This is a genomic window from Xanthobacter sediminis (assembly GCF_043195015.1).
Classification (GTDB): domain Bacteria; phylum Pseudomonadota; class Alphaproteobacteria; order Rhizobiales; family Xanthobacteraceae; genus Xanthobacter.
Genome location: NZ_JBAFWH010000005.1, coordinates 209915 through 230236, shown reverse-complemented (window position 1 = coordinate 230236; position 20322 = coordinate 209915). Strand labels below are relative to the sequence as shown.

Genomic DNA, 20322 nt, shown 5'->3' with positions numbered 1-20322 from the left:
TCTTCGGTTCCATTGCTCCGGACTCCGGCTCGCAATGCGATTGGCCCTATCGGAGCGGTGTAATTGCAGCTCCACGCTACCGATTATCCATCCAGCATCTTGGACGCAAAATCGCTGGCATCATGGCGTTCGTGCAGTTGGTTGGAAGGGGAGCCGGTGATGCGGTTGACCATACGCCCCCGCCTGACGGCCGGTCGTTCAAGGATCATGTCGGCCCAGCGCTGCACGTGCCTGTAATCCTGCACCTGCAGAAAATCGGTCGCCTCATAAAGCCAGCCTTTGGCGAGGCCTCCATACCAGGGGAACGCAGCGATGTCGGCAATCGTATAATCGCTGCCCGCTAGGAACGTGGTTCCTGCAAGCCTGCGGTCGAGCACGTCGAGCTGCCGTTTGGTCTCCATGGCAAATCGATCTATGGCATATTCGATCTTGGTCGGCGCATAGGCGTAGAAGTGACCGAAGCCTCCGCCCACATAGGGGGCGCTCCCCATCTGCCAAAACAACCAGGACAAGCATTCGGCGCGCGGACCGACACCGGTCGGGAGGAAAGCGCCGAACTTCTCGGCCAGATAAAGCAGGATGGCGCCCGACTCGAACACACGGATCGGTTCCGGGGCGCTGCGGTCCAGGAGTGCCGGGATCTTGGAGTTGGGATTGATCTCGACGAACCCGCTCCCGAACTGATCACCATCGCCAATACGGATCAGCCAGGCGTCATATTCCGCAGCCTCATGGCCGAGCGCGAGCAGCTCTTCGAGCAGGATCGTGACTTTTTGACCGTTCGGTGTCGCCAATGAATAGAGTTGCAGCGGATGGCGACCAACCGGCAGTTCCTTGTCATGCGTTGGTCCCGCCGTCGGACGGTTGATGTTCGCGAATCTGCCGCCATTGGCCTTGTGCCAGGTCCAGATTTTTGGTGGCGTGTATTCTGGCGAGTCGACCATCATAAAAACCTCATTTCTTTAATATATCCGAGTGGACAGCAGTGCACGTGCCAAGGAATTGGAGGTGCTACGAAGTTGATCCGAGCTATGATAAAGGGCTTCCATAATTGCCAGTCCACGCGTGAAGGTAACGAGGATCTCCGCGGTTTCTTCCGGCGATAGCTTGAGACCGGCGCGGATCTGATCGATCGCAAGCGCCGACTGCATGATCGTTCGCAGATCGTTCAGCAACTGGCGCAGACGCGCCTGAACGAGCTCGCCGGCAGCCTCCGATTCCGCGACCATCTTGGTTGTCAGGCAGCCTCGCGGCGGATGGCCTGCGGTCATATTCGCAATCGCCACGTCAAAGAAACGGTTCAATGCAACGGCAGCCGAAGGCGCATCGATCGCAGTGCGCACGTCCGCGAGAAAGCGTTGCGCGTAGGATTCGAAAGCCAGCAAGAACAGAGCTTCCTTGCCGCCATAGGCATTATACAACGAGCCGCGCTGGACCCCGGAGGCCTCGGCAAGATCGGACATGGAGGTTGCCTGCCATCCCTTCCGCCAGAAGACGTCGAGAACAGTCGCCAGCAGCTTGGCTTCGTCGAATTGTCGAACGCCCACCATTCTTGATTCCGTCCCTTTTTTGATTCTTGACACATCTGTTAAGATTGGCAATGCTGTCAAACATAGCCGATGTTCGTGCATTGGTGAACAGTCCCGACATCAGAGCCTGTGGCGCGCAATTGCGTGCCACAGAATGGGTATGGCAGCCCTTCGTCGACAGTGCGACCGTTCCGCGCTGATACGGTGACGTGCGCGGAAGCCAGTTTCTCCTCTTCTTCACCGATGGAAGGAAAACGCGAATGGTCTCGAATAGTCGCATCCGTTACGGCTACATCAATGTCATCGCTCCGGCCGAGCACAAAGGTGTCCTGACACTTGATGCCGCTGAACGCTACACGGAGGGCTTCGCCAAGCCCGCCTTATTTCGCCAGCTTGCGCCCATCAGCGTGAAACTCTCTCAAAGGGCTTTTTTTGATCAGGTGGATCCGGAAAAAACCCTGCAATGGCGCGCCAAGACAGGAGATCACACCGTTTCCATGCGGTCGAAGGATGGAGCTTCCGACTACAATTATGTGACGGGGCGCATCGGAACCGGGCGCGAATTTCTCGACGATATTTATGAGCGCCAGATCGACGTCTACTCACATCTCGGCAGCATTTCGTCCGGTTACAACGACCCTTATGAATGGGGGAAGGAAACATTCAACCTCGTGAAGCAGGAGATTTTCGGGAACTCCTGGTTTGGGATCAATTCCTGGGACATCACGGGGCACATGTTTCTCGGGTACAGCACGCAGGAATACGGTGAGCCGTCCAAGGGGGCGGTTGGAAGCGACTGGCATATCTTTCCGACGCTGAACGTCTTTGTGATGATCGCCGGCATCAAGAAGTGGACCACGCGCCCGCCGGAACTCGGCGACCAGTTTCGCCACTACGATCTGATGTTCGCAACCAGCAGTGGGCGGGAGGCCCCCGGAGGCGATTTCGAGGGCGACGTCGTCTATCTTGAGCCTGGCGACGTGCTGCTCAATCCGCCATTCGAATGGCACAAGGTCCTGAACGCGCGCGGGCTGAGCATTGGCGCGGCCTTCCGGGTGATCGACACAGCATATCTCGATCGGCTCAAGGGGCGCTCGAGCCTCGATATCAGCAAGGTCGAGCGGGAAGGCAGGAACGCGTCGGATATCGAGGAACTGGCGCACTTTCTGACCAGCATCAACTATGCCTCTCGACACCTCAACCGTGCGCAGATGATTCTCAACGACATCGAATATGCCTATCTACGCAAACGCGGAGGCAGTGACGTCATCCAGATCGGTCACCAGTGACCTTGCCTCACGCCGAAGCGATGATCCGACGATGTCTCACAGCGCATCTCCTTCAAAAGCCCGCTTGAACGGCATCCTCTGCGGCCTCGCTTCGGCGTGTATCTGGGGCGCCTTTCCTGTCGTGACCCGCCTTGGGCTGACCCATACGCCGCTGGATGGCTACGATATCACTTTCATCCGGTATGCGGTCTCAGGGGTGGTGCTCCTGCCCTACCTAATGCGCGCAGGCCTCAGGGGACTCAGTTGGAAGGCCATCGCGTTGATGGTGGCCGGCATCGGTGCGCCATATATGCTGGTGGTCTCGTTTGGCCTCTCGCATGCGCCGGTCGAGCAATTCGCCGTCGTCACCCCGGCCAGCATGATTGTGTTTTCGACGCTCATCAGTGTATGGGCGCTGGGCATGCGCTTCGCAGCTCAAGCTTTGGCGGGCATAGCCATAATCATCCTTGGTGTCGCGCTCGCAGGGTATCAGGGTCTGACGTCACCCCACGCGTCGTCGCTGGCTTTCTTTATATTTCTCGCAGGTGGACTGCTTTGGGCCGTCTATACGGTCTCATCTAAGGTATATTCGACTTCAGCGTTGCATGGAACGGCCGTTGTGTCTGTGTTCTCAATGCTGCTCTACTCACCATTTTACCTTGCGCTCAACGGTGCGCGGCTTTTGGACATCCCAGTGATGGACCTTGTCGTCCAAGCCGTTTACCAGGGCTTGTTGGTGTCGGTCGCTGCATTGTTCTTCTACAGCAGCGCCGTGCAGATGCTCGGCGCCGCGATCGGTGCCACCTTCGCGGCGTTGGTGCCGGGATCGGCGATCGTTCTGGCGGCGCTGATGCTTGGGGAACCCCCGAACATGGTGGCGATAGCAGGGCTGCTCATCGTAACCACGGGCATGGCCATGGCGCTGTGGCAACGGCACCCGGCACATCGTGCCTCCACACCTGCCACGGATCCGAAAGGCGTAATTCGATGATCGCGTGCGATCCGCCTGTCCGTGGCGATTGGAGACAGCGACGCAGTGATGGGGCGTCCGTCGTCAGGAGGATAGTCCATGCATGAAGCCAGATTGACCCTTTACGAGCTGGCTGGCGCCGACCTCGAATTGCGGTTCAGCCCCCATTGCTGGAAGACCCGAATGGCACTCGCGCACAAAGGTCTCGTGGCACGATGCCTGCCTTGGCACTTCACGGAGAAGTCGCGCATTGCGTTCACCGGCCTGGAGACGGTTCCCGTTCTTGAGGATCGCAACACGGCGATCGGCGACTCCTGGCAGATCGCCCAGCACTTGGAACAGAGTTATCCCGATCGTCCATCATTGTTCGGCCCAGCGGCCGCGCTTCCTTTGACTGCTTTCGTCAACCAATGGGTCGACGCGACGCTGCTGCCGGCAATGGCTCGTATCCTGCTGCTGGACATCCATCGTCTCCTGATCCCGGAAGATCAGACCTATTTTCGAGCGTCGCGCGAGGCACGCTTCGGCGCGACCCTCGAGGACATCGTCGCGCCGGTGGCGGACAATCTCCATCACTTGCGGCAGTCGCTGGCGCCGCTGCGTCGCCAGCTTCGTTCGCAGCCGTACCTTGCTGGCGCGACGCCGGCTTACGCGGACTATTGCGTCTTCGGCTTGTTCATGTGGGCTCGCTGCACCAGCAGCCGGGAGGTGCTGACAGCCGATGACCCCATCGACGCATGGCGCAATCGGCTCCTTGATGCCTTCGGCGGGATGGCTCGTTCGGCGACACGACCGTTTCTTCCATGCGTCGGAGGTGACGATGGCAGATGATCCACAGCTTGCAGACTATCCGGTGCAGTCTTCAGACAAGATTCGATTTGCCGACACCGACCGGCAAGGGCACGTCAACAATGCGGTGTTTGCGACTTTCCTCGAGACCGGACGCGTCGAGATCCTCTATGACTCCCGCACTCCCCTGTCCGTCGAGGGCGGCGAGTTCGTGATCGCGCGGCTGGAACTGGATTTCCGGGCTGAGCTGAAGTGGCCCGGCCATGTAGCGATCGGCACGCGCATTGCCTCGATCGGCCGCAGTTCGATGAAGCTCTCGCAGGTTCTGTTCCAGGAGGGCCGGTGTGCGGCTCTGGCCGAAACCGTGATCGTGCTCATCGACAGGCGCAGCCGGCGCCCGCGGCCTCTGCCACCTGGAGAAGCTGCGAGACTTAGGACGCTGACCGGGGCCACGGTGGAGCCATAGCGGAGGGCATGATGTCAGCACTTCAGGAAGGCGTTATCAGCGCCCCGTTCTTGCAGATCGCGCTGATCATCCTAGCCTGCCACCTGTCTGGCACGGCGTTTCTGCGATGCGGGCAACCTCGCGTCATCGGGGAAATCGCCGCCGGCATCCTGCTGGGTCCCTTCCTGATGCTTATGATCGGCGAACAGCTTCACGCTCTCGTCTTTCCCGTTGGTGCGCAGGGCAGCCTTGGTGTGCTGGGCGAAATGGGGTTGGTCCTCCTGCTGTTTCAGGTTGGCCTGCGGTTCGAGGCGGCACATATGAACATGCGCGGCGAGGGCAGGACCGTGATCGCCGTGGCGATCGCTGGCGTCGTGCTCTCCTTCGGCCTTGGGGCTGGCGTTGGGGTTCTGTCCCATACTGCGATCGCACCCGGACAACCCAAAGCCGCCTATGTCCTGTTTTGTGGCGTGGCGCTCTCTATTACCGCGCTGCCGGTCTTGGCCCGGATCATTGCAGACCTCGATCTGGAAGGCACGGCAGCAGGGCGCCTCGGCATCGCCGCGGCCGCGGTCACAGACATCATCGGCTGGCTCATGCTCGCCACCATCGCCGCATGGGCGGCGGCCGGCAGCTCGCCCGAATGGGCTGCGGGTCGCCTCACCGGCGCGCTGGTCATCCTGGGGCTGGTGGCATGGGGTGCTCGCAAGTTTATGAGGCGGCTGCACAATGAAATAGGGCCGGACGATGGGGCCACATCGTCAAGCGCAGTCGCGGCTGTCATGCTGTCGTTCGCGCTGTTGTTCGGCTGGCTCACGAGCCAGGCGGGCTTGCATGGGGCGCTGGGCGGCCTGCTCGCCGGCGTCGTGCTGCGGGAACAGCGGCACCATTGGCAATCGCAGATGGAGGGGTTCGTCAATCTTGCTCTGGTGCCACTGTACTTCGCGTCCGCCGGCCTGAAGATGGAAGCGGGCGATCTCGCGCCACTTGATGTATGGCCATGGTTCGTTGCATTTCTCACCGCGGCCATCGTGGGCAAGGCGGGTGGAGGCTATCTTGCCGCACGCTGGTCGGGACTGCCCTCTGAAACAGCTGGATCCGTCGCGATCCTGATGAATGCGAGAGGGCTGGTGGAGATCATTGTGCTTTCTGTTGGCTTGGACCTGGGCCTGATTTCGCCGACGGCATTTTTCGTACTACTTCTGGTCGCGATCACGACGACCCTGATGACGACTCCACTTTTGAAGCTGTTCAACCGAAGAAAGTTCCAGGCAGCTTCGTTGGGTGAGCAGACGCCATGATGCCGAACGACTGCTTGGAAGTTCGCGGTGCGCGACGAGCTCTGACCACATAGGCAGAGATCGACGTGGAGGAGGCGATCTGGCGCATCGACGGCACCCGTACCAAGGTGCGCCGACCGCATGACGTGCCGCTGTCGCAGCAAGCGCTCGATGTGTTGCGCGAGGTGAAGGAGGTCGCTCGCATGAGCACGCTCGTGTTCCCCTCCATCCGCTCCAATGCCCGCCCCCTGTCGGAGAACGCCATGAACGCGGCGCTGCGGCGCATGGGTTTTACTCAGGATGAGATGACCGCACATGGCTTCCGGGCAGCTGCAAGCTCGATACTGAACGAACGGGGTTTCCGGCCCGACGTGATCGAGGCCGCGCTCGGTGATCAGGATCAGAATGAAATCCGACGTGCGTACAACCGGGCGAGCTATTGGCCGGAGCGGATCGAGTTGATGCAGGCGTGGGCAGATTGCATTGATCGTTTGAAGCGAATGTCGTGAGGAAAGGTATCGCTTATGCGCTGGATGGGGCGCGGCGGCCTCACCGGCCATCGCTGCGCACTTCCTCCGGCAGCCACGCCGTGGGGTTGGCGACCCAGCGATCGAGGTCGGATTCCTTCCATCCGGCGCCGTTGGTGCTGATTTTCAGTTGGGCCGGAAACGTGCCCTCGGCGATCTTGCGGTAGATGGTGGAGCGGGACAGCCCGGTCCGGGCAAGGACGGTCTTCAGGCGGACGATACGGTCTGGTGCGGGCATGGCTGCGCTGCCTGTCGCCGGTTGTTTCTGACGGCCCCCGCTCCAGACAGAGCAAGCCGCCACGAGCCCGCAAGAGTATTTTTCGTATCGTCGTACCAGGGGGTACAGGCTGCGGAAAATAGGACCGCTCTACAACCCGATCCCCCGTCCTCGACCCCGGCCGAGGCCATGATTGAAGGCGAGGTCCTCGCCGAGGCCGCGGCCCGATTCGATCCCGATGCCGAGGTCTTTCCTGCGGCCCGCGAGGATGGATTCCATCTGCGGATCGCGTTCGAGGCTCGTCGCCATGTCCCCCATGGCCGACCGTGTGGCCTTGTAGCCGGACATGTCGCCTGTCTCGTATTGGCGTTGGCTGGTCCGGCCGAGGTCCCGCCAGCGCGCCACGAATCGGTCGGCACGGCGCTGCGGATCGGTGCGGATTTCGGTTTCGAGCTGGAGGGCGCGGATGGCGCGGGCGGGGCCGCCGGAAGCGGCTTCCCGGGCGAGTTCCGGGTTCTTCTCGTAGGCGGCTTCCGCATCGCGCGAGCCATGGGGCCGCACCTCCTCGAAGGCCTTGCGGGCGTCCTGCAAAGCCTTCACCTGCTCCGAATTCGCCTTGCCGCCCCGCTCCTGCACCGCGAAGATCGCATCCACGGCGCGGGCATGGCGGATGAGCGCCCTGGTGCGGGCGCGGCGCAGCACCGCTTCCGGGTCTTCCGCCACCGTCCTGTCCGGCAGGACCTTGCGCACGATCTCGACCACACGCTCGCGGAAGGTGATCCCGCGCCGCTCGGCATAGTCCTGCACCGGATCAAGCTGCTCGTAGTCCGAGGCCATGTCCTTGGCCCGGTCGCGCGACAGGGTGCGGGCAAGCCGGTCCCGGTCGGCGAAGTCGTCGCGGCCGTAATGCAGGTCCAGACGCGAGCGGTGGCGCGACAGGGCGACATAGCTGCCATGGGCGTCGAGGCCCGGCGTCGCCAGGACCTGGGTGCGATCCACGGTCATGCCCTGCGCTTTGTGGATGGTGGCGGCATAGCCGTGGTCGATGCGATTGTAGTCCTTGAGGTCGAAGCCAACGGAACGGTCATCGTCGGTGCGCACGGACATGGATTGGTCGCTGACCCGCTCGATCGTCCCGAGGGTGCCGTTCTTCACGCCAAGCCCGCGCTCGTTTTGCAGGAACATGACGCGATCCCCGCTGGCGAAGTTGCGTTCGCCACGCTCGACTGTCACACGCACATCCTCGCCAAGGTCGCTGGCTTCCCGCATCCGTTCGCGGGCCGCCTCGTTGAGTTCCCGTACCTCCGCATTGGTGTGGGTGAGGATGATGCGGCTCTTGTTGGGCGACGCCTGCCGGTCGTGGTCCCAGCGGTCGATCAGATCGTCGCGCGCCTGTTCCCGTGTCGCCGCGGCGTGGACCATGCCGTGACTGTCATAGGCACGGATCGCATCTTCGATTCGGCCGGTTGCCAGATCGCGCGTGGCGTCACGCTGCCAGTCCTCCCGCTGGCGGCGGACCTCACCGATCTCCGCCCCGCCGTGGCGCTCATGGATAGAGCGGAACGCCGCGCCCGCCTCGATGGATTGCAATTGCTGCGGATCGCCGACCAGCACCACCTTGGCGCCGGCCTCGGCGGCATGGGTCAGCACCCGCTCCAACTGGCGGGTGCCGACCATGCCCGCCTCGTCGATCACCAGAACATCGCGGGACGTGAGCATGTCACGCCCCTGTCCCCAACCGTGTTCCAGGCTGGCAAGGGTGTGCGAGGCGATGCCCGATCCGCTTTCCAGATTCTCGGCGGCGATACCGGACAGCGCCACGCCCCGGACCTCATAACCCGCCGCTTCCCAGGCTTCGCGCGCCACGCCCAGCATGGCGCTCTTTCCCGTCCCGGCATAGCCGACCACGACGGCGAGATCGCGCCCATCCGTGACATGCGCCAGCGACTCGGCCTGCTCGCCGGACAGGACCAGGCCGCGCGCTTCCGCGCGCGCCAGCGCCGCTTCGCGGCCCGCATCACGCACGCCATGGTGTTCCTTCTCGGCCATGACTTGGGCAGCGCGGTGCAGGCGCTGTTCGGCCTCGATCATGTCGCGGGTGGTGAAGCGATCCTCGCCGCGTCCGTCCTTGCCGAGTTCGACCAGCTCGGGCGCGTTGCGCATCGCGCCCATGACCGCGTTGAACTGGTCGATCCCGTCGCTGTGCCGATGCGCGAACATCGCCATATCGCGGCGCGTGAAGGTGGATTGCTGGTGCGTGATGGCATCCAGCGCCACCGAAGGATCGGCGATGATGCGGGCGCCATTGTTGCGGGTGATCTCGCGGTGCATCTCGGCACGGTCGGCGGCGTCTAACCCTTCGCCCTCGATCCGCTGCGCGGGCGCACCGATCTGGCTTTGCGGCTCCAGCGCGATGCCCTGCGCTTCCAGTCTGCGATGGTCGATCCGTGCGTCGATGTCGAGTTCGGCCAGCCGCTCGTTGGCCAGCTCGGCCCAGCGTTCGCGCCACCGCTCGACCATCTGGGTAACGTTCCAGTCCCGCACCTTCGGGCCGAAGCCATCTTCGTCCACGGATCGCATGGTCAGCATGACATGGGCATGGGGCTTGGGCGTCCCGTCCTCGGCCAAGTCCCAATGCACATTGAGGTCGGCGATCATGCCTCGATCGACAAATTCGGATTGCGCGAAGTCGCGGGCCAGCTCAATGCCCTGGGCCTCACTCATCTCGCGCGGAAGGGCGAACTCCACCTCTCGGGCAAGCTGGGCGTCCTTCCTCACCTCGAACGCCTCCACATCGTTCCAGAGCCGTTCGCGGTCGGACCATGCCACGGGCGCGTTCTCTGGCAACATGACCTCGGAATGGACGACGCCGCGCTTGGCGGAAAAGTCCTGCACGCGGTCGATGCGCTCGTCGCGCAGCCGCGAGGCCGAGCGGTAGGCGGCGGAGGCCACCGCGCTGGAGCCGGCCTTGCGGCCGATGACCTTGACGTGAAGATGATAGATCGCCATCGCGATCCGAACATCACCACGGCGAAGCGCACGTCGGAACGACGTATAAGCGCGCCCTCGAAACGAATTTCTCGGGACGGGCCGCCGCGTCTCACGCTGTCCCGGCAACATAGAAGCATTCCGCAACGCGCTCAATTAACCTCATCGCATCGGCAGCAGGCGAAGACGATGGGAACGACACATGCGCAAACCACGCGACTACGATTCCGAACTGAAAGCGCTGGAAGACAAGGCGCGGGAACTGAAAACGCGGAAGGTGCAGCAACTCGGCGATCTGGTGATTGCTACCGGGGCCGATGCGCTCACCCCCGACGAGCTGGCGGGGGCGCTGGTCGCCATTGCCGAAACGAAAGAGGCCGGAAGGCGGGAGGCGTGGGCGAAGCGCGGGGCCGCGTGGTTTCGGAGCAAGTCGCGACGATCTGCGCGCGGCGATGACGGCGGCAACGGCGGCGCTCCAGCGCAATCGGGCGGCGCGCAACCGGCATCAGGCGCAACGGGCGCGGCATGACATGAAGGTGTGGCAGGTCGAACGCCGCAAGCGCGCGAAACATCTGATTGAACTTGGCGGTCTCGTCGTCAAATCCGGCGTCGTGGACCTGACCGGCGACGACCGTGCCACCATCTACGGCGCGCTACTCTGGATGGCCGAAAAGCTCCGAAGCGAGCGAGGGGAACAGGCGCACGGCGTCTGGGCAAAACTGGGGAAGATGGCGTTCGAGAATAGCCGAGCATCAGTACCGCCAAACTCCCCCCTTCGACGTGCGTTGTGGTCAGGGGAAGAAGACACGCTCTGAGAATGTGTTTGAGAAGGGGACGATCGCGTTGCCATCGGCGCAGGAGGGCGACGGCGCCATGTCGCTGCGCTCGCGGTCCCATGACGCGGGTGTGGTAGACGCGGTCCCAGACGCTTTCGCGCTGCCAGCGGCGCAAAGAGTAAAAGATAGACCATCTGCCACGGTGGCAGATCATGGGGTAGCAGCCGTCACGCCATGCGGCCTACGGGAATTAGAGGATGGCATGCACCAGTTCGCGCAACGTCGCCTTCCTCGGCCACTCGCCCGAGCATGCTTCCCGGATCATGGGGGCGATCAGACCCCATTGTCCGTCTGTCAGGTCAGTGTCGTAGCGGTGGCGTGCGGGCAGCTTCGTCCCGGGCATAGGACGTTGGCTCGTCCCATGATTCCGACGCCCTATAAATCGCCAAAAACCTCCCCTGAGAGTCCTTCTCAATCGCCCTCTTAATGGGTGCAATTGGAGCGCGCTTTCAGCTTGACTCTACAACCGATAGCTAACACCGTTATATAGCCCAATCACGGGTAGTGGGAGATTTTGGACATGGCGCTTGCATCAGTTGCTCCCGAAACCGAATATACTGTGATCGTCGCAGAAGACGACCAGCAGCAGTTGCTCTGCATCTCCAAAGGGTTCGAATATATTCCCGAAAGCAAGAAGCATATCTATGGCCAGAGTACCCGACCTCCGCTTGAGGACTTGTTCCTGACGGAGCTGGATTTCTTTCGCGAGAAATTCCCTCGGCATGATATCTTCACGCTCGGGTCGAGCTGCGTATTCGGCGAAAGGTTCGTCAATTACCTGACCATCTGCGAGTTTACCATCGCCGACGAAGCTGCGTTCGAACGTCTGAAGCATGCGCTTTGGGAGTCGGATCAGGCGATCCGGAAGAAATTTCACGCTCTGTGGAAATGGGATATCGGTGCCGCGGAGGGCCTCAATATCGCGTTCATGGTCGGCTTCCTGGATCTGGCCTATTTCATGCAGCATCGGGCCGCGTTTCGTGGGGCGGCGCACAAGAACTATATGGGGAGCTTTACCACTCCAGACACGATCATCTCGTCCAGCGACTACAAGGTGCTGCATAACGGCGAGATCGTTCCTTTCGACATTCAAAAGCTCGACGATGCCGACCGGCACGTCGCCATGAACTACGAGAACATTCGTTTCGAGACCCGACCTAAGGCCGGCTGAGGTATACGAGATCGGATGCCGCGATCGTCCAAATATTTCGATCGCGGCATCCTCTTAAATATCCGTTATAGATCGTACTTTTTTAACAATCGATGATACAAAATTTGATTTCTGATTCGTGTAAGCGGCCCATGTAGGCCTACTTACTGTAATGGATGACTTCAGAGCTTCATATTCCGCAGCCACATCGTGGTGAGTTGCCAGGTAGTCGCGAAATATTATTCTGTCAGTCCACTGTCGCCCTTGATATTCAAGGACATGTACAACAACTTTTCGATAGATATTATTGGGCCAGCAAAGCCATGCGTGTGTTGGTGTATCACCTTCTGAGATATATCCATTCTGGACGAGCAAGCGGCTTGCTGGCGTTATTGCAAGCGGTGATACTCCAATCATTATGTCGACCACATCCTTCGCATATATAAAGCCAAGTGAAGTGCTTCCAATATGCTCTATTTTTGCATCTGGAAGTATCGTTCTAAGCACAGTTGCATGATGTGCAAACCGCTCTTGCCATTCGTGATGTGTTGGCGCTATTAGCGTGACGCTATCCATGGAGGGCTATTGCTGATTTCGGACAATGAGTGGTACTAAGCATCATAGCCTGAATTTGAGGCGATGTCCTCACTATCATTTTTGAATCTGACATCATGGATGTTCATCCGCAAGCGGTTTGCGCTCTACTACCGAGAGATTGCAGCCCCTCCCTGGAGGGAGGGCGGCCGAAAGCCGCGTCATCGAGGCGTTGATTACGCCGGCGCACCGTCGCAACGGAGATGATGTAGACATGTTCCCCGACCAGCGCCCCGACGATGTGGATGGGGTCAAGGCATAGACCTTGGCCACCTGTCTGACCTGGTGCATCAGCTTGTGGTCGCGCGCGAGAAGCGCGACGATTTTCTCGCACTTTTCCTCGTAGGTCGTGGCGAAAGCCCGCGTTCGCAGCGCCGAGGCCTGGGGATAGCCGGTTGCGTTTCGGGCCGGTTGCCGGATGGAATGGCGTTCGATGACCTAATGGCAGGCAGCGCGGAGACCCCACAGACCGCAGCGCTGCCCGCCATCGCGCGGCATCGCCGTGCCTCGGCCTTGCTCAAATCGGGATGGTGATGGATTTATGCCGGAAGCGCTTTCTGGCAGGAACTCGGGGACGATCCCGCCCAGGTGATGATGCGGCAGGTCATCGCCCTGTTCGACGAATACCAGTCCCGCGAGAATGCCAAGCATGTCCTGCGCGCCATGAAGGAGAACGCACGGCAGGGCTTCTACAACGGGGCGCGCCTGCCGCTCGGTTTCACCCTCGAAGAGGTGGAGAAGCGTGGCCACCGCACCAAGAAGCGGATCATCGTCGATCCTGTCGAAGCCGAACTCGTCCGGCTCATGTTCGATCTTTATCTGCAGGGCGACGGTACGTCTGGCCCCATGGGCATCAAGGAGATGTCAACGGGCACCGAAGTTTCCCGGATTGTGGGCGCTTAAGATTCCCTAGATTGGCTGCGGATATGGCGCCGGGGTGGCGCCATATTGGTGTTCGGTCGGTTGCTTCGTCGGCGGCCGTCCGCGCCGTTTGGGTTGGGACGCGTTGGCCGGCGGGATAGCGCGGATATTTTCGGGAAGCAGGGCGGCATGCTCGCGCATCCGATAACTCGATCCCTCGATCTTGACGACGACGGCGTGATGGAGCAGGCGGTCGAGCAGCGCGGTGGCGACGACCGGGCTGCCGAAGATGTCGCCCCATTCGGCGATGAGGTGGTCCCCGAGAATTGGACAGGGAGCTAAGCTTGGTTTGGCCTGACGGAAGGACGAGCCCGATGGCCGGGAAGAGGAAGCGGTATTCCGCAGAGTGTAAGGCGAAGGTGGCCCTGGAGGCACAGCTCGGCGAGCAGACGGTGGCACAGCTGGCTGCGAAGCACGGCGTCCACCAGACCATGATCAACGCCTGGAAGAAGCAGGCCGTCGAGGGGATGGCCACGGTGTTCTCCGGCAAGGCGGAAGCCGCCGAGGCCGCCCGCGAGGGCGAGGTCGACCAGCTCCATGCCAAGATCGGCCAATTGGTGGTGGAACGGGATTTTTTGCGCCGGGCCTCCGGGCGCTGAGCGTGGGGGCGAGATGCGATATGATCGAACCGGATCACCCGCACCTGCCGATCACGCGCCAGTGCGCCCTGGTCGGCATCAGCCGGTCGGCGTTCTACGGCGGCCCGCGGACCGAAGGCCCCGAGACCCTCGCCGTCATGCGAGAGATCGACGGCCAGTTCCTCGAGACGCCCTGGTACGGCTCGCGGCAGATGGTCCGCCATCTGCGCCGGCGGGGACATGAGGTCGGGCGCAAGCGCGTGCGGCGCCTCATGGCCCGCATGGGCCTGGCCGCCATCTACCAGCGGCCGAAGACCACAGTGCGGCACCCGCAGCACCGCGTCTTCCCCTATCTCCTGCGGACCACGGCGATCGGCAGGCCTGACCAGGTCTGGTGCGCCGACATCATCGACATCCCGATGCGGCGCGGGTTCCTGTACCCGGTCGCCATCATGGACTGGCACAGCCGCGGGGTTCTGTCCAAAGGATTGCGCCCGCAATCCGTGCCGGATTGCTATGGCGGCTGTCGAACACCATGGAGGCCGACTTCTGCATTGAGGGACTGGAGAAGGCCTTGTCCCGGTTCGGGCGGCCCGGCATCTTCAATACCGACAGTCAATGGATTGAGGCCAGTTCCCGGGTGGCCTGACTCGAACACCGATCGACCCTCCGGTTAAGCTGGCGCCGTGAGGCGCCCGGTGCGGCCTGACCCGCACTCCGATCGACCGACGTGTCTTTCCCCGGACCTGTCGGCCGCCCGGGAACGCCTTGCGGTGAGGGTTCACCTCGCCGTTGCCTGTGACCCGAGAAGGGCCTGACCATTGGGTCAAGTGACTGTCCTGTCCATGCAGCTGGTCTGGTGAAGCCGTTCGGTCGAACCAGGAGGGCAAACATGGACGGGAAGGAAGAGGCAGACGCCCGCATTGTCATCGGAGGCGTCGACACCCACAAGGATTTGCACGTCGCAGCCGTCGTCGACGTTCATGATCGCGTGCTGGGGACGCGCTCGTTCGCGACCACCCGGCAGGGCTATCGGCAGATGTTGGCATGGATGCGCTCGTTTGGGAGTGTCCAGCGTGTGGGAGTCGAATCGACCGGCAGCTACGGCGCCGGCCTTCTGCGCTTCCTGCAACAGGCGGGGGTGACCGTCCTGGAGGTGACGACACCCGATCGGCAGGATCGCCGAAAGCGAGGCAAAAGCGACGACCTCGACGCACAGAGCGCCGCTCATGCCGCCTTCGCTGGCCAGCGCACCGTCACACCGCGAAGCCGCGATGGGATGATCGAGGCGTTGCGCGTGTTGGTGGCCTGCCGCAAGACGGCGGTGACGGCGCGGCGCATCGCCCTGCAGATGATCCACAACACAATCGTGGCCGCGCCCGACGGACTGCGGGACCAATTGCGAACCTTGACCCGAATGCAGCTGGTTCGCATGTTGGCAGCGTGGAGGCCCGACCTCACTGCCTATCGAGAAGTCGAGGCGGCCTACAGGATCAGCTTGAAATCCCTTGCCCGGCGTTACCTCGAATTGCACGACGAAATAGCCGATCTCGATGCGATGATCGCCGCGATCGTCGAGGAGCTGGCACCCAACCTGATCGAGCGCAACTCGATCGGCCATGTCGGGGCCGCACAACTGTTGTTGACTGCGGGCGGCAATCCTGAACGCATGCGTACCGAAGCCAGCTTCGCTGCCCTGTGTGGCGTCAGCCCCGTCCCCGCTTCGTCCGGCAAAACGATCCGGCATCGCCTGAACCGTGGCGGCGATCGCAGCGCCAACAGCGCTCTCCACATCATCGCCATCGGCAGGTTACGCACCGATCAGAGAACCAAGGACTTCGTTGCTCGCCGCATCGCCGGCGGCCATTCCAAGCTCGACGCGATCCGCTCCCTGAAGCGCTACCTGGCGCGAGAAGTCTTTACCCTGATCATGCAGCGCCAGAGGGAGATCAACGCCACCCGAATCGCCGCTTGACAAACAGAAGGGCGTCCAGGGCAGCCAGCTCACCAGCCCGCGCTTCACCCAGATCCTGCTGGAGGCCGGCGTGCGGATCTCCATGGATAGCCGCGGCCGATGGATTGACAACGTGTTCATCGAACGCCTCTGGCGGTCGCTGAAATACGAGTGCATCTACCTCGATGCCTTCGAAACCGGTTCCGAGGCTCGGGCCGGGATTGGCAGGTGGGTCACCGACGACAATCGCACGAGGCCCCACTCGGCTCTCGGCGGCAGAACGCCGGAGGAGGTCCATACGGCCCGCGACGGCATCAACATAGCAGCGTAACGCACACCAGAACTACGCCCGGCAAAGCCACCAAACTGTCCGCCAAATGGGGACCACCTCAGAGAGGGATCAGCGTGTGCCGGCAACACGACGAACCTTACGCACCGGCGTCCGGCTCGCATTATTCTTCAAGGTATTCTCCGTCTCGAGGGCCTCACGCGCAGCGCGCAGCCTTGCGCTCTTCTCGCGAACCGCCTCAAAGTCGTTTCTATAGCGATCCATGGCGCGGGCTATGGATTCCTCCAGCTGGCGCGTACGCTCAGCGCTGGAGAGCTGGTTTTGATGAGTTGTAATTGGTCCCATCAGCTATAATAACACAATTTCCGGAAATTTTTCTATTCATTTCACGCTAATCTCTCCCAAAAAACAAAAAACTCCGCCTCATCGAGACGGAGCCTTTCGCTATCATCTTCAAGCGCGTCTCATGCCAACGCCAGTACATCCGTGGTCGATGGCATCAGAACATCACGCAGCTTGGAGATTGCCAGCCGAGCTCTTTCCGGACTTGTTGTCCCGAACGATTTCAAACTGAACCTTCTGCCCTTCGGCGAGCGTCTGCATGCCAGCGCGCTCAACGGCGGAGATGTGAACGAACACATCGGTCCCACCGTCGTCCGGCTGAATGAAGCCGAAACCCTTGGTGGCATTGAACCACTTCACGACACCGATATTCATGACGATTTCCTTTCAATCGTGCACAGGAGAGCTCGCCCGAAACCTCGGACGAGACAAATGCTAGAATTTGAAGGAAGTCATCACCAAGTGCGCAGAGGCACCAGAAAATCAGCCGTCAAAATCAGACAAATTCAAGATAGAGAGCGATTATGTTTATGGCAAGGCCGGAAAATATTTAATCGGAACTCTCGGCCGGCACGCCAAGGCGACGCAGCTGGGATTCCCGCGCCACGCGCTCGAACGCCTCGTTCTCGCCCTTGACCCTATAGCTTGGCTCACCATTGTCCGGCGGCATCTCGCGGATGATCCGAAATTGCCCTGCCGGAGTCCGAAAGCCGGCAGCGAATTCGACCCAGCCGCCGATCTTGAATTTTGCGCTCATTGCCTCTTTTAGCACAGTTTATGGCGCGCCGCCGGGATCTCCGTGTAACGAGAGCTTTTATTTTTCTAGACATCTTCCATATGCATCAAAGCCTCTCAAGCTATGCTATCTTGAGGTTGGCCTCGGCGCGGAGGTCGAGGAGCCGTAATGAGAATTTTGAGCGTACTGAGCTTCCTTCTTTGCGGCGGAGCTTCCACGGCCGTTGCGTATTCGCCCGAAATGACGCTCGATTTTACCTGGATCGGTATCGAATTGTGCGCACCGAGTGCCACAAGCCCAGAATTCCAGCTCGCCAACGTGCCGGCGGGGACGGTCCGACTGCGGTTCGTTCTGACCAATTCCAACAACGAAGCACTCGGAGCGAACGATGTCCCGCTGCCCGCGAGCGGTACCATCCCGCGCGGCGCGGTGCCCTTTAAAGCGCCGTGCAGCAGCGGAATGTACACATGGAGCGTGGAGGCACTCGGTGGTGACGATCACCCCCTGGCCCGGGCGCAGCTCGCTCGCCCGTATTATTGATGCCCCGGAAATGGCCGGGCCGGGGCAGCCAGCGCATCACGTGCCGCACGCCGCTGGCTCCGCCTCACCCGGAAATCACCGGTCGGGCGATCCCGCCGGCTTTGCGACGCGACGCTTGGGAGCTGCGATCAAACCTTCTCGCTGTGCTTTCTTGCGGGCCGCCTTCCGGTGGCGTCGCACCGCTTCCTGGTGCTCGCGGGCGCGGCGCTCGGACGGCTTTTCATAGGCGCGGCGCTGCTTCATCTCGCGGAAAATGCCGTCACGCTGCATACGCTTCTTGAGGACTTTAAGGGCTTGGTCGATATTGTTGTCTCGGACAAGAACCTGCAAAAGATATCCAATCTGCCAATCGCCCCGAATCCCTGACCACGGTGTGGCCACTCGGTCGGACCGGCCGGAGGAGCGCCGGCCGCCGGCATGATAGAAGGGTGGGCGCCGCAAAGCCATGGGGTTCGCGCTGGCCCATCGGTTCAGGCGACTTCCGCAGTCACCACCTTGAAGCCAACCAGTGTCGACGGTCCGAATGACGTGACCATCGCAACATCGGTGGCATCTCGCCCCCGAGCCATGAGGATGCGGCCGATGCGCGGCATGTTGTGCCGCGCATCGAAAGTGTACCAGCGGCCGCCGAGATAGACCTCGAACCAGGCGCTGAAATCCATGGGCGCAGGATCCGGCGGCACTCCGATGTCGCCAAGATAGCCCGTGCAATAGCGCGCAGGAATATTCATGCAACGACACAGGGTGATGGCCAGATGCGCGAAGTCGCGACACACTCCCTGCCTTTGCGTGTAAGCGTCGAAGGCGGTCTTGAGCGGGCTCGCATGGGCATAATTGAAGGCGATGTGCTTGTGCACAAAATCACAAATGGCCTGGACCAATGGCCATCCCTTGGGCACGTGACCGAACATCGACCAGGCGATGTTGCTCAGGCGGTCGGTCTCGCAATAGCGACTGCCGAGGAGAAACAGCAGCACATCCACCGGCAGATCTGAGAGCGCGTGCTGCGGCGCATCGGGAGCTACGTCATCCAACTGGCCACTGTCGCGGATGATGAAATCCGTATGGATGGTGAGCTGGCCGGCCGGCGCGTTGATGACGTGACAGAAATTCCCAAAGCTGTCGTGATAGGTGTTGGCCGCGATCGCTGGATTGAACAGAGCGCGGTCGAGGGTCTCCAGATCGTAGATGCGGGAGGGATGCACGCTCAAGGTCAGGATCATGGGTGTCGGCTGGGGGCACGCATAGGAGATCTCGTAACCTGCGTGGATGAGCATCTGGACCTCTAGGATTTGCGGGCGTCGCCCGGGTGATCGGTTATGATGCGCGTGGCTCGAGACCGCGCATGGGGTGCAGTCTGTGCCTGAAGGGCTCTCACGTGAGCGGAACGACCTCTTTGTTGGCGGCGGATGAGATGCCGCCGGTCTCACTCTTCAATGCCGGTGGTCAATCCGCGTTCCTTCTGGTTTCGGATCACGCGGGAAACGCCCTACCTCGTGCAGTCGGGGACCTCGGTCTCGGAGCCGCGGACCGCGCGCGGCACATTGCCTGGGACCTCGGCATCGCCGAGGTGGGTCGGTCCTTGGCAGACCTACTCGATGCGCCACTCATACAACAGAACTATTCCCGCCTCGTCATCGACTGCAATCGGCCGCCCGGCACGCCACAGTCCATTCTCGAGACCAGCGACGGCACGCATGTGCCGGGCAACCAAGCCATTGACGTCATGGCGCGTCGGTCCCGCGAGAAGGCGCTCTTCGAGCCCTATCACGAGCGCATCGCCGCCGTACTCGACCAACGGCAGGCCGCCGGAAAGCCGACAATCCTTGTCGCGCTGCATAGCTTCACGCCTGTGTTCGGCGGCGTACAGCGTCCATGGCACATCGGCGTTCTTCATCAGCGTGACAGCCGCTTTGCCGGCACGCTGCTTGACCTGCTGCGGAGGGAACGCGACCTGACGGTTGGCGACAACGCCCCATATGATGTCTCGGACGCGACGGACTGGACCATTCCCGTGCACGGCGAACGGCGCGGCATCCTTCATGCCGGCCTTGAGATCCGCCAGGACCTGATCGCGCGCGCGCCGGATCAACTGGCCTGGGGCACGCGCCTCGCCGGCCTTCTGTCGGCGGCGCTGGTGGCGTCCGCCGACATGAGAACGCCATGTCTGCAACGCTCCTGAAGGGCACCCCGCCAGATTAGCACGCGGCGCCGCAAAGAGCATTGGCAGGCGGGTCGCATCTCGGCGCAGTTCTTGCTTAATTTGAAGGGTCTGACCTTTGGAGGGCGGGGTGTCGATCCCCGCCCGGTGTGCCAGATGTCTTCGGCCACAATGGCTGGAGGCCGGCGTTTCGGAACGGAAGGTCGGC

Annotated in this window: 23 protein-coding genes and 3 pseudogenes; 15 read left to right on the top strand and 11 right to left on the bottom strand. The window is 61.6% G+C overall.

Annotated elements, in window-relative coordinates; genetic code table 11:
* Window positions 1–83: 83 nt before the first annotated feature.
* Together yghU and V5F61_RS09105 are read right to left on the bottom strand one after the other, a co-directional pair.
* Window positions 84–944: a glutathione-dependent disulfide-bond oxidoreductase gene (gene yghU / locus V5F61_RS09110; RefSeq protein WP_234052212.1), complete on the bottom strand. Its 861-nt coding sequence runs from the start codon at window positions 942–944 to the stop codon at window positions 84–86.
* Between the two features lie 18 nt (window positions 945–962).
* Window positions 963–1550, bottom strand: coding sequence for a TetR/AcrR family transcriptional regulator (locus V5F61_RS09105; RefSeq protein WP_234052005.1), 588 nt, complete (start codon window positions 1548–1550; stop codon window positions 963–965).
* Window positions 1551–1789: 239 nt separating this feature from the next.
* On the opposite strand from V5F61_RS09105, the gene V5F61_RS09100 reads away from it, so the two are divergent.
* The 6 genes from V5F61_RS09100 to V5F61_RS09075 all read left to right on the top strand — a co-directional run bounded on the left by V5F61_RS09100 (window position 1790) and on the right by V5F61_RS09075 (window position 6790).
* On the top strand, window positions 1790–2818 hold the full coding sequence (locus V5F61_RS09100) for a cupin domain-containing protein (protein WP_393987914.1): 1029 nt from the start codon (window positions 1790–1792) through the stop codon (window positions 2816–2818).
* 64 nt (window positions 2819–2882) lie between these two features.
* Window positions 2883–3788 carry a DMT family transporter gene (locus V5F61_RS09095; RefSeq protein ID WP_234052003.1) on the top strand — a complete coding sequence of 302 codons (906 nt, stop codon included), beginning with the start codon at window positions 2883–2885 and terminating at the stop codon, window positions 3786–3788.
* A gap of 78 nt (window positions 3789–3866) precedes the next feature.
* Window positions 3867–4598, top strand: coding sequence for a glutathione S-transferase family protein (locus tag V5F61_RS09090; protein ID WP_234052002.1), 732 nt, complete (start codon window positions 3867–3869; stop codon window positions 4596–4598).
* On the top strand, window positions 4588–5022 hold the full coding sequence (locus V5F61_RS09085) for an acyl-CoA thioesterase (RefSeq protein ID WP_234052001.1): 435 nt from the start codon (window positions 4588–4590) through the stop codon (window positions 5020–5022). Before V5F61_RS09090 ends, V5F61_RS09085 begins: the two co-directional genes overlap by 11 nt.
* 11 nt (window positions 5023–5033) lie before the next feature.
* Entirely contained in the window at window positions 5034–6302 is a 1269-nt protein-coding gene (locus V5F61_RS09080; RefSeq protein WP_394057532.1) for a cation:proton antiporter, read from the top strand.
* A gap of 65 nt (window positions 6303–6367) precedes the next feature.
* Complete coding sequence (locus V5F61_RS09075) at window positions 6368–6790, top strand: tyrosine-type recombinase/integrase (RefSeq protein WP_234051999.1); 423 nt, start codon at window positions 6368–6370, stop codon at window positions 6788–6790.
* A gap of 40 nt (window positions 6791–6830) precedes the next feature.
* Here the strand turns inward: V5F61_RS09075 and V5F61_RS09070 are convergent, their stop codons facing one another.
* Both V5F61_RS09070 and traA read right to left on the bottom strand, forming a co-directional pair.
* The gene (locus V5F61_RS09070) at window positions 6831–7046 is read right to left on the bottom strand and encodes a helix-turn-helix transcriptional regulator (RefSeq protein ID WP_393987912.1); all 216 of its coding nucleotides are present in this window, start codon (window positions 7044–7046) and stop codon (window positions 6831–6833) included.
* A gap of 129 nt (window positions 7047–7175) precedes the next feature.
* Window positions 7176–10034, bottom strand: coding sequence for a Ti-type conjugative transfer relaxase TraA (gene traA / locus V5F61_RS09065; RefSeq protein ID WP_393987911.1), 2859 nt, complete (start codon window positions 10032–10034; stop codon window positions 7176–7178).
* Between the two features lie 181 nt (window positions 10035–10215).
* Here traA and V5F61_RS09060 point away from each other — a divergent pair, with 181 nt between their 5' ends.
* From V5F61_RS09060 to V5F61_RS09050, 3 genes are all read left to right on the top strand, one after another.
* A complete protein-coding gene (locus V5F61_RS09060; protein ID WP_234051996.1) occupies window positions 10216–10542 on the top strand; it encodes a conjugal transfer protein TraD in 327 nt (108 codons plus the stop codon).
* A 1-nt stretch (window position 10543) separates the two neighbouring features.
* Entirely contained in the window at window positions 10544–10828 is a 285-nt protein-coding gene (locus V5F61_RS09055) for a conjugal transfer protein TraD (protein WP_234051995.1), read from the top strand.
* Window positions 10829–11369: 541 nt separating this feature from the next.
* A complete protein-coding gene (locus V5F61_RS09050) occupies window positions 11370–12020 on the top strand; it encodes a hypothetical protein (RefSeq protein ID WP_234051994.1) in 651 nt (216 codons plus the stop codon).
* Between the two features lie 54 nt (window positions 12021–12074).
* Here the strand turns inward: V5F61_RS09050 and V5F61_RS09045 are convergent, their stop codons facing one another.
* Window positions 12075–12575: a GrpB family protein gene (locus V5F61_RS09045; RefSeq protein WP_393987910.1), complete on the bottom strand. Its 501-nt coding sequence runs from the start codon at window positions 12573–12575 to the stop codon at window positions 12075–12077.
* A 93-nt stretch (window positions 12576–12668) separates the two neighbouring features.
* On the bottom strand, window positions 12669–12965 hold the full coding sequence (locus tag V5F61_RS09040) for a DUF1402 family protein (protein ID WP_393987965.1): 297 nt from the start codon (window positions 12963–12965) through the stop codon (window positions 12669–12671).
* A 216-nt stretch (window positions 12966–13181) separates the two neighbouring features.
* Here V5F61_RS09040 and V5F61_RS09035 point away from each other — a divergent pair, with 216 nt between their 5' ends.
* The gene (locus V5F61_RS09035) at window positions 13182–13496 is read left to right on the top strand and encodes a serine integrase family protein (RefSeq protein WP_393987909.1); all 315 of its coding nucleotides are present in this window, start codon (window positions 13182–13184) and stop codon (window positions 13494–13496) included.
* 6 nt (window positions 13497–13502) lie between these two features.
* Here the strand turns inward: V5F61_RS09035 and V5F61_RS09030 are convergent.
* Window positions 13503–13760, bottom strand: a pseudogene (locus V5F61_RS09030) (ATP-binding protein); the annotation flags it as partial.
* Window positions 13761–13828: 68 nt separating this feature from the next.
* On the opposite strand from V5F61_RS09030, the pseudogene V5F61_RS09025 reads away from it, so the two are divergent.
* From V5F61_RS09025 to V5F61_RS09015, 3 genes and pseudogenes are all read left to right on the top strand, one after another.
* Window positions 13829–14705: pseudogene (locus tag V5F61_RS09025) on the top strand (IS3 family transposase); the annotation flags it as partial.
* Between the two features lie 279 nt (window positions 14706–14984).
* Window positions 14985–16067 carry an IS110 family RNA-guided transposase gene (locus V5F61_RS09020; protein WP_393987908.1) on the top strand — a complete coding sequence of 361 codons (1083 nt, stop codon included), beginning with the start codon at window positions 14985–14987 and terminating at the stop codon, window positions 16065–16067.
* A 16-nt stretch (window positions 16068–16083) separates the two neighbouring features.
* Window positions 16084–16377, top strand: a pseudogene (locus tag V5F61_RS09015) (transposase); the annotation flags it as partial.
* Between the two features lie 465 nt (window positions 16378–16842).
* Here V5F61_RS09015 and V5F61_RS09010 read toward each other — a convergent pair.
* On the bottom strand, window positions 16843–17052 hold the full coding sequence (locus V5F61_RS09010; RefSeq protein ID WP_234051991.1) for a cold-shock protein: 210 nt from the start codon (window positions 17050–17052) through the stop codon (window positions 16843–16845).
* A gap of 175 nt (window positions 17053–17227) precedes the next feature.
* Window positions 17228–17434, bottom strand: a complete 207-nt coding sequence (locus V5F61_RS09005; RefSeq protein WP_234055156.1) for a hypothetical protein — start codon at window positions 17432–17434, stop codon at window positions 17228–17230.
* 147 nt (window positions 17435–17581) lie between these two features.
* Between V5F61_RS09005 and V5F61_RS09000 the strand changes: the two genes are divergently transcribed.
* A complete protein-coding gene (locus tag V5F61_RS09000; protein ID WP_234051989.1) occupies window positions 17582–17953 on the top strand; it encodes a hypothetical protein in 372 nt (123 codons plus the stop codon).
* Between the two features lie 75 nt (window positions 17954–18028).
* Here the strand turns inward: V5F61_RS09000 and rpsU are convergent, their stop codons facing one another.
* A complete protein-coding gene (gene rpsU / locus V5F61_RS08995) occupies window positions 18029–18283 on the bottom strand; it encodes a 30S ribosomal protein S21 (protein WP_234051988.1) in 255 nt (84 codons plus the stop codon).
* A gap of 140 nt (window positions 18284–18423) precedes the next feature.
* Entirely contained in the window at window positions 18424–19230 is an 807-nt protein-coding gene (locus tag V5F61_RS08990) for a transglutaminase-like domain-containing protein (RefSeq protein WP_393987907.1), read from the bottom strand.
* Between the two features lie 101 nt (window positions 19231–19331).
* Here V5F61_RS08990 and V5F61_RS08985 point away from each other — a divergent pair, with 101 nt between their 5' ends.
* Window positions 19332–20135 carry an N-formylglutamate amidohydrolase gene (locus tag V5F61_RS08985; protein ID WP_234051985.1) on the top strand — a complete coding sequence of 268 codons (804 nt, stop codon included), beginning with the start codon at window positions 19332–19334 and terminating at the stop codon, window positions 20133–20135.
* The last annotated feature ends 187 nt before the right edge of the window (window positions 20136–20322 follow it).

Coding starts and splice junctions, on each gene's coding strand:
- V5F61_RS09050 (WP_234051994.1), top strand. CDS start 11,370: ATGGCGCTTGCATCAGTTGCTCCCGAAACCGAATATACTGTGATCGTC.
- V5F61_RS09000 (WP_234051989.1), top strand. CDS start 17,582: ATGAGAATTTTGAGCGTACTGAGCTTCCTTCTTTGCGGCGGAGCTTCC.
- V5F61_RS08990 (WP_393987907.1), bottom strand. CDS start 19,230: ATGCTCATCCACGCAGGTTACGAGATCTCCTATGCGTGCCCCCAGCCG.
- V5F61_RS09070 (WP_393987912.1), bottom strand. CDS start 7,046: ATGCCCGCACCAGACCGTATCGTCCGCCTGAAGACCGTCCTTGCCCGG.
- V5F61_RS09090 (WP_234052002.1), top strand. CDS start 3,867: ATGCATGAAGCCAGATTGACCCTTTACGAGCTGGCTGGCGCCGACCTC.
- V5F61_RS09105 (WP_234052005.1), bottom strand. CDS start 1,550: ATGGTGGGCGTTCGACAATTCGACGAAGCCAAGCTGCTGGCGACTGTT.
- V5F61_RS09060 (WP_234051996.1), top strand. CDS start 10,216: ATGCGCAAACCACGCGACTACGATTCCGAACTGAAAGCGCTGGAAGAC.
- V5F61_RS09045 (WP_393987910.1), bottom strand. CDS start 12,575: ATGGATAGCGTCACGCTAATAGCGCCAACACATCACGAATGGCAAGAG.
- V5F61_RS09100 (WP_393987914.1), top strand. CDS start 1,790: ATGGTCTCGAATAGTCGCATCCGTTACGGCTACATCAATGTCATCGCT.
- traA (WP_393987911.1), bottom strand. CDS start 10,034: ATGGCGATCTATCATCTTCACGTCAAGGTCATCGGCCGCAAGGCCGGC.
- V5F61_RS09085 (WP_234052001.1), top strand. CDS start 4,588: ATGGCAGATGATCCACAGCTTGCAGACTATCCGGTGCAGTCTTCAGAC.
- V5F61_RS09010 (WP_234051991.1), bottom strand. CDS start 17,052: ATGAATATCGGTGTCGTGAAGTGGTTCAATGCCACCAAGGGTTTCGGC.
- V5F61_RS09005 (WP_234055156.1), bottom strand. CDS start 17,434: ATGAGCGCAAAATTCAAGATCGGCGGCTGGGTCGAATTCGCTGCCGGC.
- V5F61_RS09055 (WP_234051995.1), top strand. CDS start 10,544: ATGAAGGTGTGGCAGGTCGAACGCCGCAAGCGCGCGAAACATCTGATT.
- V5F61_RS09020 (WP_393987908.1), top strand. CDS start 14,985: ATGGACGGGAAGGAAGAGGCAGACGCCCGCATTGTCATCGGAGGCGTC.
- V5F61_RS09080 (WP_394057532.1), top strand. CDS start 5,034: ATGTCAGCACTTCAGGAAGGCGTTATCAGCGCCCCGTTCTTGCAGATC.
- yghU (WP_234052212.1), bottom strand. CDS start 944: ATGGTCGACTCGCCAGAATACACGCCACCAAAAATCTGGACCTGGCAC.